The organism is Methylobacterium sp. WL64 (assembly GCF_008039945.1).
GTDB lineage: Bacteria > Pseudomonadota > Alphaproteobacteria > Rhizobiales > Beijerinckiaceae > Methylobacterium.
Map to the genome: position 1 here is coordinate 33311 of NZ_VRVA01000025.1, position 16081 is coordinate 49391.

At 71.4% G+C, this 16081-nt stretch carries 19 protein-coding genes; 7 read left to right on the top strand and 12 right to left on the bottom strand.

The window, feature by feature from the left end:
* Nucleotides 1–56: 56 nt before the first annotated feature.
* Nucleotides 57–1112 carry a catalase family peroxidase gene (locus FV242_RS13720; protein WP_147939307.1) on the top strand — a complete coding sequence of 352 codons (1056 nt, stop codon included), beginning with the start codon at nucleotides 57–59 and terminating at the stop codon, nucleotides 1110–1112.
* The gene (locus FV242_RS13725; protein WP_147939308.1) at nucleotides 1109–1669 is read left to right on the top strand and encodes a cytochrome b; all 561 of its coding nucleotides are present in this window, start codon (nucleotides 1109–1111) and stop codon (nucleotides 1667–1669) included. Before FV242_RS13720 ends, FV242_RS13725 begins: the two co-directional genes overlap by 4 nt.
* Nucleotides 1670–1696: 27 nt before the next feature.
* Here FV242_RS13725 and FV242_RS13730 read toward each other — a convergent pair whose 3' ends face one another.
* Nucleotides 1697–2074: a PH domain-containing protein gene (locus FV242_RS13730; RefSeq protein WP_147857259.1), complete on the bottom strand. Its 378-nt coding sequence runs from the start codon at nucleotides 2072–2074 to the stop codon at nucleotides 1697–1699.
* Between the two features lie 134 nt (nucleotides 2075–2208).
* On the opposite strand from FV242_RS13730, the gene FV242_RS13735 reads away from it, so the two are divergent.
* Nucleotides 2209–2586: a hypothetical protein gene (locus tag FV242_RS13735; protein ID WP_147939309.1), complete on the top strand. Its 378-nt coding sequence runs from the start codon at nucleotides 2209–2211 to the stop codon at nucleotides 2584–2586.
* Between the two features lie 110 nt (nucleotides 2587–2696).
* Here FV242_RS13735 and FV242_RS13740 read toward each other — a convergent pair whose 3' ends face one another.
* Genes FV242_RS13740 through FV242_RS13750 form a run of 3 tightly spaced genes read right to left on the bottom strand, consistent with a single transcriptional unit; the run spans nucleotide 2697 to nucleotide 5331 of the window.
* The gene (locus tag FV242_RS13740; protein ID WP_147939310.1) at nucleotides 2697–3590 is read right to left on the bottom strand and encodes an NAD(+)/NADH kinase; all 894 of its coding nucleotides are present in this window, start codon (nucleotides 3588–3590) and stop codon (nucleotides 2697–2699) included.
* Between the two features lie 11 nt (nucleotides 3591–3601).
* Nucleotides 3602–4588 (bottom strand): SPFH domain-containing protein, encoded by a 987-nt coding sequence (locus FV242_RS13745; RefSeq protein ID WP_147939311.1) that lies wholly within the window; start codon nucleotides 4586–4588, stop codon nucleotides 3602–3604.
* A gap of 17 nt (nucleotides 4589–4605) precedes the next feature.
* Nucleotides 4606–5331: an NUDIX domain-containing protein gene (locus tag FV242_RS13750; RefSeq protein ID WP_147939312.1), complete on the bottom strand. Its 726-nt coding sequence runs from the start codon at nucleotides 5329–5331 to the stop codon at nucleotides 4606–4608.
* An 832-nt stretch (nucleotides 5332–6163) separates the two neighbouring features.
* Between FV242_RS13750 and FV242_RS13755 the strand changes: the two genes are divergently transcribed.
* The 4 genes from FV242_RS13755 (at nucleotide 6164) to FV242_RS13770 (ending at nucleotide 7828) form a co-directional block, all read left to right on the top strand.
* A complete protein-coding gene (locus FV242_RS13755) occupies nucleotides 6164–7024 on the top strand; it encodes an SDR family oxidoreductase (RefSeq protein WP_147908067.1) in 861 nt (286 codons plus the stop codon).
* Between the two features lie 115 nt (nucleotides 7025–7139).
* The gene (locus tag FV242_RS13760) at nucleotides 7140–7319 is read left to right on the top strand and encodes a hypothetical protein (protein WP_147908066.1); all 180 of its coding nucleotides are present in this window, start codon (nucleotides 7140–7142) and stop codon (nucleotides 7317–7319) included.
* Between the two features lie 105 nt (nucleotides 7320–7424).
* Nucleotides 7425–7610, top strand: a complete 186-nt coding sequence (locus tag FV242_RS13765; RefSeq protein ID WP_147908065.1) for a hypothetical protein — start codon at nucleotides 7425–7427, stop codon at nucleotides 7608–7610.
* Nucleotides 7610–7828: a hypothetical protein gene (locus FV242_RS13770; RefSeq protein WP_147908064.1), complete on the top strand. Its 219-nt coding sequence runs from the start codon at nucleotides 7610–7612 to the stop codon at nucleotides 7826–7828. Before FV242_RS13765 ends, FV242_RS13770 begins: the two co-directional genes overlap by 1 nt.
* 37 nt (nucleotides 7829–7865) lie before the next feature.
* Here the strand turns inward: FV242_RS13770 and FV242_RS13775 are convergent, their stop codons facing one another.
* The 8 genes from FV242_RS13775 to FV242_RS13810 all read right to left on the bottom strand — a co-directional run bounded on the left by FV242_RS13775 (nucleotide 7866) and on the right by FV242_RS13810 (nucleotide 16061).
* Entirely contained in the window at nucleotides 7866–9623 is a 1758-nt protein-coding gene (locus FV242_RS13775) for a hypothetical protein (RefSeq protein WP_147939313.1), read from the bottom strand.
* A 9-nt stretch (nucleotides 9624–9632) separates the two neighbouring features.
* Complete coding sequence (locus tag FV242_RS13780; protein WP_147939314.1) at nucleotides 9633–10532, bottom strand: beta-xylosidase; 900 nt, start codon at nucleotides 10530–10532, stop codon at nucleotides 9633–9635.
* Nucleotides 10529–11332, bottom strand: a complete 804-nt coding sequence (locus tag FV242_RS13785) for a TIGR04290 family methyltransferase (RefSeq protein WP_147939315.1) — start codon at nucleotides 11330–11332, stop codon at nucleotides 10529–10531. Before FV242_RS13785 ends, FV242_RS13780 begins: the two co-directional genes overlap by 4 nt.
* Before the next feature lie 17 nt (nucleotides 11333–11349).
* Nucleotides 11350–12144, bottom strand: coding sequence for a nucleotidyltransferase family protein (locus tag FV242_RS13790; RefSeq protein ID WP_147939316.1), 795 nt, complete (start codon nucleotides 12142–12144; stop codon nucleotides 11350–11352).
* A gap of 2 nt (nucleotides 12145–12146) precedes the next feature.
* Nucleotides 12147–13262: a glycosyltransferase gene (locus FV242_RS13795; RefSeq protein WP_147908060.1), complete on the bottom strand. Its 1116-nt coding sequence runs from the start codon at nucleotides 13260–13262 to the stop codon at nucleotides 12147–12149.
* 7 nt (nucleotides 13263–13269) lie between these two features.
* The gene (locus FV242_RS13800; RefSeq protein WP_147939317.1) at nucleotides 13270–13854 is read right to left on the bottom strand and encodes a histidine phosphatase family protein; all 585 of its coding nucleotides are present in this window, start codon (nucleotides 13852–13854) and stop codon (nucleotides 13270–13272) included.
* A complete protein-coding gene (locus FV242_RS13805) occupies nucleotides 13851–14963 on the bottom strand; it encodes an inositol-3-phosphate synthase (protein ID WP_147939318.1) in 1113 nt (370 codons plus the stop codon). Before FV242_RS13805 ends, FV242_RS13800 begins: the two co-directional genes overlap by 4 nt.
* A 69-nt stretch (nucleotides 14964–15032) precedes the next feature.
* Entirely contained in the window at nucleotides 15033–16061 is a 1029-nt protein-coding gene (locus FV242_RS13810) for a UDP-glucuronic acid decarboxylase family protein (RefSeq protein ID WP_147939319.1), read from the bottom strand.
* Nucleotides 16062–16081: the final 20 nt, after the last annotated feature.

Sequence of the window (16081 nt, forward strand, 5' to 3'; positions counted from 1 at the left end):
GCCGCGCCGGGGCCGTCGGCGGCCGGCGCCGCGCGATGGCCAAGGGAGACCCTCGCATGCCGCTTCCATCATCGGGGCCGCGCTCGACCCTGACCTCGCTCGCGGTCATCGCGGCCGTCTGCGTCGGCGCGACCGGGGCGCTCGCCTACACGGCGGGCTGGCTCTCGCCCGACCGCCTGACGCCCACGAAGCTCGTCGACGCGCTCGCGCCGCCGACCGGCCCGGTTCCCGGGTATCGCCGCAACCACGCCAAGGGCATCTGCTTCACCGGAACGTTCGAGGCCAACGGCCAGGGCAGCGCGCTCTCGCGGGCACGCATCTTTGAGGCCGGGCACCATCCGGCGCTGGGGCGGTTCAACCTCGGCACCCCCAATCCGGGAGCGCCGGATGCCACCGTCCGGGTGCGGGGCCTCGGGCTGCAGATCACGTCGGACGACGGCGCGGTGTGGCGCACCGCCATGATCAACGCGCCGGTCTTCCCGGTTTCCACCCCGGAGGCGTTCTACGCCCTGCTGCGGGTCCCGGCGAGCAAGGAGCCGAACGCGATGGCGGCCTTCGTCGCCGCGCATCCGGGGTTCGCCCCGTTCGGCGCCTGGGCCAAGAGCCCCGACTGGACCGCGAGCTACGCGCAGGAGCCCTACAACAGCCTCAACGCCTTCCTGGTGACCGACGCGTCCGGCGCCGAGCGGGCCGTGCGCTGGTCGTTCCGTCCCGAAGCGCAGGCGGTGCGGATCACGCCCGAGGATCTGGCCAAGCGCGGCCCCGCCTACCTGGAGCAGGAGATCGCGGACCGGGTCGCGGCCGCGCCGCAACGCTGGACCCTGGTCCTCACCGTCGCCGAGCCCGGCGACCCGACCGCCGATCCGAGCCAGGCCTGGCCGGAGGGACGGCGCAGCGTGGAGGCGGGCACCCTGGTGGTTCGGCGCATCGAACCCGAGGCGGACGGCCCCTGCCGCGACATCAACTTCGATCCGACGATCCTGCCGGACGGCATCCGGGTCTCCGACGACCCGTTCCCGGCGGCGCGCTCGGCGGCCTACGCGCGATCCTACGACCTCCGCACCGCGGAGGAGAAGGATTATCCTGGGCGCACGGCGGAGGCGCGGCGATGACGACCGACAGGACGCGCTTCACGGGCGGCCAGCGGCTGCTGCACTGGTCGATGGCGGCGTGCATCATCGCGATGTTCTTCATCGGGGTCGGCATGGTCTCGACGATCATGCCCACATACGTGCCGTTGCTGGCGACCCATAAGACGCTGGGCGTGGCGATCTTCGTCCTCGCCCTGATCCGGCTGGCGGTGCGGGCGCGAAGCGGGAGCCCGCCCCTGCCGGCCGACCTGCCGGCGCCGATGAAGCTCGCCGCGCACCTGTCCCATTACGGGCTCTACGCGCTGATGTTCGCCATGCCGCTTCTGGGCTGGGCGATGCTGTCGGCCGGGGCCTACCCGGTCGTGCTCTACGGCGGCCTACGCCTGCCCGCGATCCTACCGCAGAACGCCGCGCTCCATACGCTGCTGTGGAACGCGCATTTCTACCTCGCCTTCGCGTTCTTCGCCCTGGTGCTGACCCATGTGGCGGCGGCGCTGTTCCACGCGCTGGTCCGCCGGGACGGCGTGTTCGAGGCGATGGCCCCGGTCGGGTCGCGGAGCGGCGCGGGCCCCCGATGAGCCGGCGTCCGGCGCTCGGGCACCGCTCTAGCGCAGCACGCCCTCGGCCAGGGCGCGCTGGATGCCGCGCACGTCGGCGCCCTTCTTGAGGGTGCGCTCGATCGGCTGCGGCGTGCCCGAGACCCAGATCTTGAGCTCGGCATCGAGATCGAAGGTGCCGGCCGTCTCCACCGAGAAGCGGACCACCGCCCGGTAGGGAATCGAGGTGAATTCGACCTTGCTGCCGGTGACGCCCTGCACGTCGATCAGGATGATCCGGCGTTCCGTGAACACGAACACGTCCCGGATGATCTTGAACGCCAGGCGCGCCGTCTCGCCGTCGATCAGGATGCCCGCGAGCCTTCGCTCGAGCGAGGCGGCGTCGACTTCGGCGCCGTGTCCCAGCAATCCATCCAGCAGACCCATGGCTCGAATGCTCGCTTCGCCTGTTCCGGGGCCGACACCATGCCGGCCGGGTCCCGCGCCGGCAACAGGCCGGCGGTCCGAACCGGTCATCCGACGCGTTGGCGTTTCGAAGGGCGGGCGCTAAAGGCCACGCCATGTTCGATGACGCAGCCGCTCGACGCTATCTCGCGGGACTGGCCCCGGTGGCCGAGGGGTCGGTGCGCTGGCTCATCCATGACCAGGCCCGGCACTGGGTTTCGGTCGTGGACACCGCGTTGGCGTCGCTGCGGCAGGATTGCGCGCATGTCCTGAGCACCCTGCCGGAGGAGGATCCGAACGCCTCCCTGGTCGAGGCGATCCGCGCGTTCCTCGCCGAAGGGCCTGACCGCACCCCGCACGTCATCGCCCTCTCGTGCGCCGTCCTGATGCAGAGCATGGGCGATCCCGACGCGGTCTTCGCGCGGATCCAGTCCGGCGTCATGGCGACCCTCGTCGACGCCGAGGACGTGGTGGTCAGGCCCGTCGCCGCATGACGCGTCGGCGGCGCGCGCCGACGCGTTGCCCCGCCCGGTTGCCGGCGTCTCGACGAGGGCCGCGTGCGCTGGGCCGGTGACGCCGCCCGCCCCGAACGCGGCCCGTGGTCTCAATCGACGACGAGGTTGAGGGTCCGGGCGGCGGGGGCGATGTCCACGCGCCGCCCCCAGTCGAAGGCGAGGAAATCCTGCTCGATCCCGTCGGCGAACACGACGCCGCCCTCGTTCATCCGGGAGGTCACGGCCAGGGCCGCGTCGGCGAGCTTGCCCGCGCGCAGGCCCGTCGCGGTGGCGACGCTCGGAAACGGCTCGCGCACCCAGTAGCCGACCGCCGCCTCCTCGACGCCGACAGCGAGGGCGATGTGGGTCGCGTCGCTGATCGACCGGGCCCAGCCGGTCAGGCCGGTCCCGGACGCCACGATCAGGCCGCTCGACGACTGGTCCTCCGCCCGGCCGCGATCCTCGATCCGGTAGCGCGCGGATTGGTGGCTGCGGTGGCCGACGAAGATCTCGTTCAACGCCAGCAGCCGCTCGCCGCCGTCGAGCACCGCCTGCACCATGGTGCGGCGCTCGATCCGCGCGGCTCCGGCGACGCTGGCCGGCAGCAGCGCCCCCAGCCGCTCCACCGGGGCGCGCGCCAGGATGCCGTCGTAGAGGTCGGGCGCCGGATTGACGCCGACCACCGGCTGCCCGTCGAGATACTTCGCGACGTTGGCCACGAGCCCGTCCTGGCCCACCGCGACCACGACGTCCTCGGGGGCGAACAGGAAGCGATCGAGGTCGGGGCGGCGCACCAGCGCCTGGCGCCACTCCGTCGGCACGCAAGCGCGGGCCTGCGCGAGGACCGCGTGGGCGCGCGCGTGGCGCTCCTCGATCTCCGCGATCGACTGCCCGCGGCTCTCCAGGAAGAACCGGACCTGGCCGCGGGTCGCGTGCCGGATCAGCAGCAGTTCGTAATCGGTGTCGCGGATCACGAAGACCACCCGGGGCGTGACCGCCGCCATGGCCCGCCCCCTCAGCGCGTCGCGGCCGGCAGCGGGACGGCCCGGCGGAATTCGCCCAGGGCCGCCGCGAGCAGGTCGGGCGTGACGTTGAGGTGCTCGATCGTGTCGAGCTTGCCGGCGAATTCCCGTGCGGCGAGCCCCAGCAGCACGGCCGGCGGCATGTCGCGGTAGATCGCGGCGCGCTGCTGCTCGGCCTCGGCGCGGGCGCCCTCGACGAGCCGGATCCGCTCGGCCTCGGCGGCCGCCTCGAGCCCCTGGGCTTCGGCGAGGCCGGCCGCCCGATCGCGGGCGTTCTGCGTCTCCTGCACGATCAGGAGCGTCTCGCGCCGGGCCAGCTCGGTCTTGGTCGCGAGTTCGTTCTCCGCGATGGCCCGCTCCTTCTCGACCGCGAGGGCGCGGCGGGCGAAGGTCGCCTCGTCGGCCTTCTGCTGCAGCGCCTCGTAGGTCGGCGTCTGCAGGGCGCGTTCCAGCTCGCTGGTGGGTGCGAGGTTGGTGAGCCGCACCGACACCGCCGCGACTCCGATCTCGGCGAGCGCCGGGGCCGATGCCAGGACCGCCTCGAGGATCACCCGCAGCGGCTCGGGGCCCGCATCGAGCAGGGCACCGATCGGCGCGGCGCCGAGATATTGCAGGACCGCCTGGCCGGCGATGCCGCTGAGGCGCGCCTCGATCTGCTCGATCGGCTCGCCCTGCAGGCGGCCGGTGGCGAGGTTGATCGAGAAATCCACCCGGCGTGCCAGCAGTTCGGGATCGACCACGTGCCAGCCGACCGTCCCCTGCACCGCGACCGTCTGGAAGTCCCGGCTGCGGCCGCGCACGAACAGCGTCATCTCGCGGTCGTCCACCGGCACCTCGCTGATGCTGGCGGTCTCGGGCCTGAACCAGAAGACCAGTCCCCGGCCGCTCTGCCGGACGCGGCCGCTGCTGTAGCGGATGACGTGGCGGCTCGCCTCGCTCCTCAGCTGGGCGATCAGGCCGATGTTGCGGATCGTAGCCATGATGTCCTCCTTGCGGGTCAACGGGACGGTCGGAACCGGTAGAGTTCGGCGGGGCGGAACGCAGTGCCGGCCTCGCGCGCGCCGGTCGGCTCCAGCCAGCCGCGGTCGAGCATGCGGCGGCGGAAGGCGGGCTTGTTGAGCGACGTACCGAGGATCGCCGCGTGCACGTCCTGCAGCTGCCGGAGCGTGAAGTGCTCCGGCAGCAGCGCGAAGGCGACGTCCGAATAGTCGAGCTTGCCGCGCAGCCGCAGCACGGCCAGCGCCAGGATGTCGGCATGGTCGAAGGCCAGCGCGAGCGGGTCCCCGTCCTCCGGCAGGGCCGAGACGGGGCCGCCGGCCTCGCCCTCCCAGGGCACCGCGACGCTCGCGGCCGTCAGGCCTCGTTTACCCGCGAGCGCTTCCGCGAAGGTCCGCTCCGGCAGCAGCGCCAAGTAGGCCACGGAGACGATGCGCATGCGCGGATCGCGGTCCAGGGCGCCGAAGGTGTAGAGCTGTTCGAGGCGCGCTTGCGGGATCCCGGCCTTCTCCCGCAGGACCCGCCAGGCCGCCGCGTCCAGGGTCTCGGCGATGCCGACGAAGCCGCCCGGCAGCGCCCAGCGCCCGGCATGGGGATGCTGCGTGCGCTCCGTCAGGAGCGCCGTCAGGCGCCCCTGACGCAGGCCGAGCAGGACGAGATCGACGGCGAGCGCCGGCCGCTCGTAGGCGGCGGGGTCATATCCGGCGAGGAACTCGGGTTCGGTCATGGCGCCAACTATGCTCAATTTGAGCATAACTAAGACGCAGATTGCGCATAAGTCAAGGAGCCACCGGGTTCAGGCGCGGAGCGGGCGCCCCGATCCGCCGGGGCGCGACCGGCCGGGGAGAATGGGCGCCGAAGACGGGCGACGCGTCGCGGGCCGCCGGAAGCCGTGCGCGAGAACCCGATGTGCGAGCCGGCCTCACGGGTTCGATCCGCCCCGCGGCATGGCCTGCGGGCGGCGCGAACCGGTTTGCCGGGTCACGGCCAAGGCACGACGCGCAGGTGAGGAGGCGCCTATGAAGCAGCGCCGATCGTTTGAACACTTAATATGCGTCAATAGAAAATCATCGAAACAAATATTTCCCTCGAAGGTTATCGCCTCAAGAACCGGCATCATCGTCGCGTTATGCAGCTGAACCGTCTTACCAAGAACGTCCGCTGGGCCTGTCATGTCGGACGAGACGGGCGCTCTGTTTCCTTTCCAGCGCGCCGCTGCTGCGCGGGCTCGTCCGGGACGAGACGAAGACTGTGCTCCGCGTGCGGAGAGCGGGACGGCTCGTCCGCGTCGCTCGGGCGGCCAACGGTCGGCGGCGGGCCGATCCGGCGCGCGGATCACGCTTCGTGCCGGACGACCGAGAGGACGGCGACGTTGTGCGCGACGGCGACGTTGTGCGCGACGGCGACCTGGAAAACCTAAGTCCACCTCGGGCCGCCGCACGGCTCGACAACGGGACCGCCTCGCATCCGGCCGCCGTGCCCGGATGGCTGCACCGTCTTCGCGACACCGGATGCGTCCGCGCCCCGACCCACCCGCGTCAGAGAATGGAGATCCGCGGATGACGAATTTCCCAAAACCCCCCTTCGAGCGGCAGCGCCCGCTGACGCCCCCGGCCCGCGACGCCGACATGGATCCCCGGCCCGATTATGGCGAGGCGCATTACCGGGGGTCGGGACGTCTCACCGGGCGCAAGACCGTGATCACCGGCGCCGACAGCGGCATCGGCCGCGCGGTGGCCCTCGCCTTCGCCCGCGAGGGCGCCGATGTGCTGGTCAGCTACTACGACGAGCACGATGACGCGCAGGAGACCTGCCGCCTCGTCGAGGAGGCCGGTCGCAAGGCCGTGGCGGTGCCGGGCGACGTCAAGGACGCCGCGCATTGTCGCGCGATCATCGATCGGGCGGTGGCCGAGTTCGGGCAGGTGGACGTGCTCGTCAACAACGCGGCGCACCAGAAGACCTTCGCGTCGCCGGAAGACATCTCCGATACGGAATGGGAGATCACCTTCGCCACGAACATCCACGCGATGTTCTACCTGGTGAAGGCGGCGCTGCCGCACATGAAGGCGGGCGCCGCGATCATCAACACAACCTCGGTCAACGCCGATACGCCGAGCCCGCAATTGCTCGCCTACGCGACCACCAAGGGCGCCATCCAGAACTTCACCGGCGGCCTCGCGCAGATGTTGGCCGAGCGGGAGATCCGGGTGAACTGCGTCGCGCCCGGGCCCGTCTGGACGCCTCTGATCCCCTCCACGATGCCGCCCGAGAAGGTGCGGACCTTCGGCTCGCAGGTGCCGATGCAGCGCCCCGGCCAGCCGTGCGAGCTCGCCCCCGTCTACGTCCTGCTGGCGAGCGCGGAATCGAGTTACGTCTCGGGCGCGACCATCGCCGTGACGGGCGGCAAGCCGATCCTCTGATCCCGATGGCTGCCGACCGCAGGCGGAGCCTGCGCGCGACGGAGATGCCCGAGGCGCGCGGGCATCCCTGTCGAGCGTCCGCGCTCGCGCCGGATACGCATTCCAGGAGGCTGGCATGACCCGCGAAACCCGTGAGCCGGTGTCCGGGAAACCGGATTCCACGGGGCCCAACGCGCGACCGCGCAAGAGCACGATCGCCCAGACCGGCGAAGGTATTCCCGACGACAGCGGCCGTCCGGTTCAAGTCGACGAAGCGGAGGCGAAGCGTATCGCGCAGAACATCCGCAAGCTTTAGCGTAAGACGACAGATCTTCCATGCGCCATCGCCGATCACGGGAACAGGCGCGCCGTGACAGCGATTGCCATCGATGTATCGGTCTCGTGACGAGAGGAGCCCAGCATGACGGCGAAGCCACCGCCCGTTCCACCGGCCAACCAGTCCGACAAGGGGCCCGGAAGCGCACCCGAGACGCCGGTGGCCACCGGTCCGAAGGGATCCGGCCAGACCAAGAATCCCGATTCGGTGGGTCAGTCCGGCAATTCGAAGATCAACACCACGAACCAGGGCTATCAGCAGGACCGCTAATGAGCAGCTCGCAGAAGACGCCCGCGGCCGACCGCCACCACGGCGGCCCCGGCAGCAGCCATCAGGATGCCTCGAAGCCGCAGCCGGAGGCGCATCGCGGCCCCGCCCCGGGCAGCCCGACCAGCGATTCCCGGTCGCACGTCTCCGGGGGCGGCGGGGAGCGTGACAGCCATCATACCCACACCGCCGCCGGCAAGGCCGCGAGCCGCTCGCACTGAGCGGGATCGCGGGTGGCCCTTTTGTCGGCCACCCGCGTCAGCCCCCGAGCACGTGCCGCAGCAGCTGCGTGTAGCGCGCGCACGATCGTCGATGACGACCGGCTTCGAGCGGATCGTGCGCGCCCTCCCCCGCCATGTCCGCAGCGCCGAGTTGGAAGGCGAGGTAACAGGGCGTCAGGACGGCAAGGAGTTCGGGGTCGACCGGGTACCCGCCCACGCGTTCCACGATCGTGGCGAGGTGCCCTTGCGCGTCCTCCGGAAGCGGGAGTTCGACGGCCGCTCCGACGATGTCCCAGGCGATGTCCTGGCACCCCACGAGATCGTGGGCGGCATGGTGGTCGAGGGCGTCGCATTTCAGCAGGCCGCCATCGGGTCGGACCAGGAATTCCCAGGGTTGCATCCGGCCATCGATCTCGACCGGACGCGCGCGGTCGGCGAGCAAGGCCATGCGGGATCCGGCCATGCGGGGTCCGACCCAGGCGTCGAGCCGTTCGGCCCAGTCCGGCCCGAGGGCCTCGCCAACGTTGTGTCGCGCCATCGCGACGAGTTCGCTCAGGCGTGCGCCGCGTTCCGGCCCGCTCGGGAAATGTCGGGCCCGGAAGCCGAGGTAGCGACCGACCCAGTCGATGAGCGCGCCTGGCGCCACGGGGCCGAGATCGAGGGGCCGGCCATCCGCGACCCAGCGCTCGACGAGGAAGCCGTGGCGATACCCTGCGACCGGCGGCGTGAACCCGGCCGCGTGCAGGGCGCGGGCGCGGTCGAGCTTCGCGCGGCCGGCGGGGCCGAGACCGGCGAACTTGAGGTGCCAGAGCGTGCCGCCCGCCCGGAGCAGGAATTTCCGCTTCTCCTGTTGCGCATTGACGGGCGGCCACGCATCCGCGCCGCGGCCCTGGAACGCGCGCCAGCGCCCGCCCGAGATCTCGATCGGGGGCGCCTGCACGGGGCCGACCAGATCGGCCACCCAGGACGCGAGCCCGCCATTGGCCAGCACCACATCCCCGAACGGAACGGTGTGGCGCGTCGCGCGCCGCCAGCGTGCCTGGTCCCGTTCGGTCGCTTGCGGTCCCGGCGTCCCCGTGTGGCTCGGGAACAGGGTGAGCCGATCCTCGGCGATCCCGAGATGCGCGAGGGTGTCCATGACCGCGCCGAACGAACTTCCGGACAGGCCCGGTCCCTCGTCGACGATCGCGAATCCCGCCGGGTCGCCCGCGGTCAAGGCTGCCGCGAAGGCACCGTCCAGGGCCAACGCACGCCGGAACGGGTGGCCGACGGGGCGCACCGTCCGCAGGTCGGACGATCCGAGGCCGGCCGCCACCATGGCGCCGAGGGGGACCCCGATGCTGCGGATGCCGACGACGCGGGTGGTCGCGGCCAGGCCGGCCCGCGCCGCGGCCATCGCGTAGCTCTCCGGATAGAGCGCGTAGAAGGCGAAGCCTTCGGCCCAGCGCGTGATGATGCGCGCGGGCAGCCGCGTCGCGGCCAGGGCGGACAGGTCCGGGGTGCCGGGCGGCGTTCCGAACCCCGTCCGCCACGAGTCCCAGACCGATCGGGCAAGGTCCAACAGCAGCGCGGTCGCGGCGTCCCGGGCGGGGCAGGCCAGGTCCCGGCCGTGATCGTGGAACGCCGCGTCGGCGATCCCCTGCGCGAGTTCCCCGGCCTCGATCAGGGCGGCGACCCGGGCGCCGTGCTGGCGGATGCCGGGCGGCTCCTCCGCCACGGCGCGCAGCAGGGTCGCCAGCGTGGCGAGCCGGTCGCGGGGATCGCCGGTCCGGCTCGCCTTACCGTAGACCAGCACGGCTGCCGCTCATCCGGCGCGCGCCGGCGCGTAGCGGCGCACCATGTCGGCGCAGAACGCGGCGAACTCCGCGGGCTCCTGCGGCGCGCTGGTGTGATGGGGTGCGATGCCGCGATGCTCCGGGGTGAAGCAGAAGGTCACGGTGACGTCGAAATCGCGCAGCGCGTTCATCTGCCGGTCGAACCAGTCGAGGGCGTTCGGCCGGAAGCTGTCGGCCCAGGACAGGCCCGTGCGCAGATAGGTCACGCCGAGGCGCTTCATCCAGGCCACCGCATCGTCCAGGCGGTGATCCTCGAAGTGGAACCACTGGCAGAGCCCGAGGGCCGGGGTGTGCTTGGCGAAAGCCGCGAGCGCGAGCTTCGGCGTGCCGTCCTGGCGCAGCAGGCCCATGTGGAAGTGCCGGTAGTAGGACGAGCCCTCCGCCTCCCGGTGGCGGGTGGTCGCCTCCCACTCGCGGGGCAGATCGTAGAGGCTGTACCAGTGGATGCGCGGCGCGCGCCCGATCAGCAGTTCGGCGGTGCGGGCGAGCCCCCAGGCCTGCACCTCCTCGGCTCCGAAGGTCGAGACGCCGACTTCCGAGACCCAGATCGGCAGCGGCGTGACGGCGCGGATCTCCGCGATCTTCTGCGGCCATTCGTGGATCTGCCAGAGGTTCCAGTCGAGCGGGAAGCCGTGCACCGCGACCGCGTCCACCGCATCGAGGACGCCCTGGCTCTCCATGCGGCGGATGAAGAGCGGGTCGATCGGCGAGATGCCGCCGAGGACCCGCGGCACGCTCGGATTGACGGCGTGGATCGCCTCGCCGGCCGCCTTCGCCATGGCGCCGAAGCGCAACCAGTCGGGATCGATCTCGGGGTCCCAGTGCGATTTGTTGTTCGGCTCGTTCCAGAGCATCACCGCTTCGATCACAGGTGGGAATCCTCGGCTGTCGGGGAATCGGGCCGCGGGCCGGGTGCCGGCGCCGGGTGGACGGCACCGGCGCCCGGCGGAAGGGGCGCGCAGCGGCAGACGTAGACCTCCTCCTCCGGGTGGGCGGCGATCGCGAAGCCGCTCGCGCGCAGCATCGCCTCGGTGCAGGCCCGGTTGGGGACCCACCAGTTGGTCCAGTCGTTCGCGTAGCGATGCTCGATGAAGTGCAGCTTCGGGTAGCCGGGCTCGGCGAAATGGCCGACATCCCAGAAATCGTAATTCTCGGCGACCGGAGCGATGTCCGGCGCCCCGCGCTGCATGGACTGGAACACGAGCAGGTCGCGGGCCGCGTGCGTGCGGATCAGGTCCAGGGCCAGGAGCGGGTGGCGCAGGTGGTAGAGCACGCCCATGAACAGCACGACGTCGAAGCGTTCGCCGAGCGCCCCGACATCGTAGACCGAGAGGTTGCGGAACTCGATGTCCTGGCCGGTCCGCGCGGCGGCGAAGCGGGCCTGTTCCAGGTAGCGCGCGTCGGAATCCAGACCGAGCACCCGCGCGGCGCCGCGGCGCTTCATCTCGATGGCGTAGAAGCCGCCGTTGCAGCCGATGTCCAGCACGCTCTTGCCAGTGAGATCGGCCGGGATCGCGTCGGCGAAGCGCCGCCATTTCACCCGCGGGTAATCCCCCAGGAAATGGTTCGGCGCGGTCGGCACGCCGTCGAGCTCGATGTTGTGGAACCAGTCCCCCAGCGCGTCGATCTCGCGGCGCAGGGTGGCGTTCTCCTCGGCCAGGCTCATCATCAGGCTTCCTCCGGGCGTCAGGGGATGGACAGCGCGCAGGCTTTCGCGGCGGGCTCGCCGAGGGAGAGGCGTCCGGGCCCTCCGGTCCGCTCGGCCTCGCCGAGGAGCGCGATGGCGGCGCGATACCCGTCGAGGGTACCGACATCGACGTAGGATCGTCCGGCCCGGATCCCCCGCGCCTGCCCGCCCCCGGCCAGGTAGGCGTTGACCAGGGTGCCGACATAGTCGTCGGCGCAGCCCCGCGACTGCCAGAGCGCGTGCAGCGCGCCGAGGGTTCGCCCCGGCATCTTGAAGGCCCCCCAGATCCAGCGGGAGGTGGCATCGCTGCGCTTCACCTGGATCTCCGTGATCCGGTCCTGCGCATCCAGGACGACCGCGTCGAAGCGTTCAGGCCGATCCACGGGGAAGAGCAAGAACGAGAGGATCGCGTCCGGAAGCGTCGTCAGGGCGTCTTCCGGAAACCAGATCGTGTCGGGAAGCCCCACGATCACCGGCTCGTCGGGGCCGATCAGCGGAAGGGCACGGAACACCGCGTCGCACAGCCCGCTCGCCCGCGGCTGAACCACGTAGGCGATCGGAACGCTGCCGTAGCCGGCGCCGTAATACTCGACGATGTCGGACTTGCCCGGTGCGATCACGAAGCAGATCCGCGTGACCCCCGCGCGCAGCATCCGCTCCACCAGGTATTCGCTCACGGCGCAGGGGCGTGCCGCGCCCTCGCGCAGGCGGCTTCCGACCGGCAGCAGCTCCTTCGAGAAGGCAAGGGGCTGGATGCGGCTGCCCAGGCCCGCCGCCGGCACGATTCCCCACATGCTCAAGGCTCCGCGCTGAGTTCGGGCTGGCGCGCATCGACGGCGGATGCGCATCCGGGCAGGTCCGCGAGGATCCGCTCGAGGGCATCGACCCGCCGGGCCGCGGTGTGATCGGTCAGGGTCCGGTCGCGGCCCGCCTCCGCGACCCGCCGGAGTTCGGTATCGGTGAGGTCCATGGCGGCGCAGACGTCGTCCGCGTCGCGCGCGATCAGGATCTCCGCGCCGGGCCGGTAGAAGGCATCGAGCCCGGCCCAGTCGTCGCTCAGCACGGCGGCGCCGCAGGCCGCGGCCTCGAACACCCGGCCGGACGGGCACCACCCCGTCTCGGCCATGGCGGCCCGCGTCACGTTGAGCGTGAGCCGCGAGGAGGAGAAGAAGGCGGCGTGCTCCTCGGGGACGACGTGATGCACGAAGTGGATGTTCGGCCCCCAGGGGAAGTCCGCGGGGTATTGCGCCCCGCCGATCAGGAAGCGGCGCTCCGGACGGCGCCGGGCCGGCTCGACGAGGAGGTCCGCGACGCCGGCCTGCCGGTCGGCCGCGTAGGTCCCGAGATACGAGAGGTCCGAACGGTAGCGCACGATGGCGGCCGCGGGGCGGTGCACGGCGGGGTCGACATGCCCGTAGAGCGGCGCCACCCGGCCTGCCCCGAGCTCGTCCCGCAGGGCGGTCAGGGCGCGGCCGCCGGTGTAGCTCAGCACGAGGTCGAAGCCGGCCAGACCGTCGGGCCCGATATACGAGACCGCCTCGCCGCGCCGCAGGCGCGCCAGCGTCACGGGCGTGTCGAGGTCGTAGAAGACCCGCTTCGCCCGAGAGGCGTTGAGCACGAGATCGGTGGCCGCACCCGCGTCCGGGCAATAGGACGTCACCATGGCGACATCCGCGTCGGCCAGCTCGCGCGCCGCGCGGGCCTCGACCGCACTCCAGGCCTCGAACAGGACGAGCTGGCCGCCGGGCAGCGCGGCGAGGTCGCGATGCGCGCGGTAATACGGCACGTCGCGCTCGAAGAAGACGACGTGATGCCCGCGTTCCGCCATGGCGCGGCAGAGGCCCCGCCACAGGGTCGCATGACCGTTGCCCCAGGCGGAGCTGACGGTGAGTCCGAAGACGATCAGCTTCATCGTGGCCTCATGCGATGGCCGGTTGCTCGTTCAGGCCGAGGAGGCGCCCGCCCCCCGGCCAGAGTTCCACGAGGCTCAGCGAGCCGGGATCGACCGCGATCCGGTCGTAGGCGTCGAGGGACAGCCCGAGGACCGTCACGAGGGCCGCCCGGATCACGTCGCAGTGGCTCACCAGCACGCAGGTCCCGCTGAGCCGCTCGAGGAGCCCGAGGATGCGGCCCTGCGCCTCCGCCATGCTCTCCCCGCCCGGCGTACGGGCCGTCGCACGCGCCTCGTTCCAGCACCGCCAGAGCGGGTCGTCCGCGAGGTCCGCGAAGCTGCGGCCGGTCCAGTCGCCGAACGCGATCTCGTTGAGTTCCGGCGCGACGGCGATCGGCCGGCCGAGGCGAGCCGCGATGGGCTCGGCGGTCTCCAGGGCGCGCCGCTGCGGGCTGGACAGGATTTCGGTGGCGCCGGAGCCCGCGAGCCGGCCGGCCAGCGCCGCCGCCTCGGCGTGGCCGCGTGCACCGAGCGCAACACCGGGCATCCGCCCGCACAGGACCCCGTGCACGCGGTCGTGCGACGCGTGGCGCACGAGGTAGACCCGGGTCACGTCGGCTCCGGCGACCCGGACGGCTCCGGATCGGGCAGCCCGGCGATGAATCGGAGCGCCCGCTCCCGCGCCTCGTGATCGGTGAACTGGCGCGGCGGCGCCTTCATGAAGTAGCTCGACGGGCCGATCAGGGCGCCTCCGGTGCCACGGTCCCGGGCGAGCTTGGCGCAGCGCACGGCATCGATCACGATGCCGGCCGAGTTCGGCGAATCCCAGACTTCGAGCTTCAGCTCGATGTTGAGCGGCGTTCCGCCGAAGGCCGTGCCCTCGAGCCGGATATGCGCCCATTTGCGATCGGTGAGCCACGGCACGTGGTCGCTCGGACCGACATGGATGTCGTGAGGGGCGAGGGGCACGTCGAGCTGGCTCGTGACGGCGCGAGTCTTCGAGAGCTTCTTCGATTCCAGCCGCTCCCGCTCCAGCATGTTCTTGAAATCGGCGTTGCCGCCGAAGTTGAGCTGGTAGGTCCGATCGAGGCGGACGCCGCGCTCGCGCAGGAGGTTGGTGAGCATCCGGTGCACGATCGTGGCGCCGACCTGGCTCTTGATGTCGTCGCCGATCAGCGGCAGCCCGCGCGCCTCGAACCGCGCCCGCCATGCCGGGTTCGAGGCGATGAAGACCGGGATGCAATTGACCAGTGCGCAGCCCGCCCGCAGGGCGCAGTCGGCGTAGTATTCGGCGGCGCGCTCGGAGCCGACCGGCAGGTAGCAGACGAGGACGTCGGTGCGGGTCCGCTCGAGTTCCGCCGCGACGTCGATGGGCGTCTCGTCCGATTCCGGCACGTCGGCCCGCAGGTAGGTCCCGAGCCCGTCAAGCGTCGGCCCGCGCCGCACCACGACCCCGCTCGCCGGCACGTCGGCGAAACGCTGCGTGTTGTTCGGCGGCGCGAGGATCGCATCCGCGAGGTCGCGCCCGACTTTTCCGGCGTTGATGTCGAAGGCGCAGACCACCTCGATATCGGCGACGTGATAGCCGCCGAGCGCGACGTTCATCAGCCCCGGCACGGTCTCGTCGGGGCTCGCGGCACGGTAGTAGTGCAGGCCCTGCACGAACGATGAGGCGCAGTTGCCGACGCCGACGAGGCCGACGCGTACTTTCGGTCCACCCATCACGACCTCCACGGGCGCACTGGCATTCGGGTTGCGGACGGCGATCGATGTTCTCCCGCGGGGGCGCCGTCACTCCGCGGCAAGGATGCGGTCCCGCGGCGGCTGCGCCGGTGTCGCGACCTCCGGCGGCGCGACCTCCTGGGGCGCGACTTCCTGCGCGAACCAGGCGATCGTGGCCGTGAGTCCGTCCTGGAGGGCCACGGTGGGGGACCAGCCGAGCAGGTCCCGCGCCCGCGTGATATCGGGCTTGCGGCGGCGCGGATCGTCGATCGGGAGCGGCCGCTCGACCACCCGCGAGGCGGTCCCCGTCAGGCCGACGACGCGCTCGACCAGGTCGCCGATCGTCAGCTCGCTCGGGTTTCCGAGGTTCACCGGGCCGCCCGGCACCGTGTCCCGCGCCATCAGGCGCATCAGGCCGTCGACCAGGTCGCTGACGTAGCAGAACGAACGGGTCTGGCTGCCGTCGCCGTAGATCGTGATGTCCGAGCCCGCGAGGGCTTGGCAGATGACGTTCGAGACGACGCGCCCGTCATCCGCCCGCATGCGCGGCCCGTAGGTGTTGAAGATGCGGGCCACCCGCACGTCCGTGCCGTGGCCGCGCTCGAAATCGAAGACCAGGGTCTCCGCCGCCCGCTTGCCTTCGTCGTAACAGGCCCGTGGGCCGGTCGGGTTCACGTTGCCCCAGTAGGATTCCCGCTGCGGGTGGACATCGGGATCGCCGTAGACCTCGCTGGTCGAGGCCTGGAGGAAGCGGGCTCCGTCCGCCCGGGCCCGTTCCAGCAGGCGGTTGGTCCCCAGCACGCTGGTCATCATCGTGTGGACCGGGTTCGCCTGGTAGTGCGGCGGCGAGGCCGCACAGGCGAAATTGAAGATCCGGTCGAACCGCGGCAGGTGCGGCAGCGGATCGACGAGGTCCGCCTCCAGGAAGTCGAAGCGGGGCTCGCGCCGAAGATGATCGAGATTAGCCTGGCGCCCGGTCAGAAGGTTGTCGAGGCAGGTCACGCGTGCGCCGTCGGCGATCAGAGCATCGGTCAGGTGAGAGCCGATAAAACCGGCTCCTCCTGCCACAAGAACTTTGAGTTCCCTCTCTCCCGGCATGACGCTATCTTTTTCTGAGA

What these genes read in the sequence shown, in the direction of transcription:
- FV242_RS13760 (WP_147908066.1), top strand. Translation starts at nt 7,140, where the DNA reads ATGACCCGCGAAACCCGTGAGCCGGTGTCCGGGAAACCGGATTCCACG.
- FV242_RS13745 (WP_147939311.1), bottom strand. Translation starts at nt 4,588, where the DNA reads ATGGCTACGATCCGCAACATCGGCCTGATCGCCCAGCTGAGGAGCGAG.
- FV242_RS13770 (WP_147908064.1), top strand. Translation starts at nt 7,610, where the DNA reads ATGAGCAGCTCGCAGAAGACGCCCGCGGCCGACCGCCACCACGGCGGC.
- FV242_RS13755 (WP_147908067.1), top strand. Translation starts at nt 6,164, where the DNA reads ATGACGAATTTCCCAAAACCCCCCTTCGAGCGGCAGCGCCCGCTGACG.
- FV242_RS13730 (WP_147857259.1), bottom strand. Translation starts at nt 2,074, where the DNA reads ATGGGTCTGCTGGATGGATTGCTGGGACACGGCGCCGAAGTCGACGCC.
- FV242_RS13810 (WP_147939319.1), bottom strand. Translation starts at nt 16,061, where the DNA reads ATGCCGGGAGAGAGGGAACTCAAAGTTCTTGTGGCAGGAGGAGCCGGT.
- FV242_RS13805 (WP_147939318.1), bottom strand. Translation starts at nt 14,963, where the DNA reads ATGGGTGGACCGAAAGTACGCGTCGGCCTCGTCGGCGTCGGCAACTGC.
- FV242_RS13725 (WP_147939308.1), top strand. Translation starts at nt 1,109, where the DNA reads ATGACGACCGACAGGACGCGCTTCACGGGCGGCCAGCGGCTGCTGCAC.
- FV242_RS13765 (WP_147908065.1), top strand. Translation starts at nt 7,425, where the DNA reads ATGACGGCGAAGCCACCGCCCGTTCCACCGGCCAACCAGTCCGACAAG.
- FV242_RS13795 (WP_147908060.1), bottom strand. Translation starts at nt 13,262, where the DNA reads ATGAAGCTGATCGTCTTCGGACTCACCGTCAGCTCCGCCTGGGGCAAC.
- FV242_RS13740 (WP_147939310.1), bottom strand. Translation starts at nt 3,590, where the DNA reads ATGGCGGCGGTCACGCCCCGGGTGGTCTTCGTGATCCGCGACACCGAT.
- FV242_RS13790 (WP_147939316.1), bottom strand. Translation starts at nt 12,144, where the DNA reads ATGTGGGGAATCGTGCCGGCGGCGGGCCTGGGCAGCCGCATCCAGCCC.
- FV242_RS13750 (WP_147939312.1), bottom strand. Translation starts at nt 5,331, where the DNA reads ATGACCGAACCCGAGTTCCTCGCCGGATATGACCCCGCCGCCTACGAG.
- FV242_RS13785 (WP_147939315.1), bottom strand. Translation starts at nt 11,332, where the DNA reads ATGATGAGCCTGGCCGAGGAGAACGCCACCCTGCGCCGCGAGATCGAC.
- FV242_RS13720 (WP_147939307.1), top strand. Translation starts at nt 57, where the DNA reads ATGCCGCTTCCATCATCGGGGCCGCGCTCGACCCTGACCTCGCTCGCG.
- FV242_RS13735 (WP_147939309.1), top strand. Translation starts at nt 2,209, where the DNA reads ATGTTCGATGACGCAGCCGCTCGACGCTATCTCGCGGGACTGGCCCCG.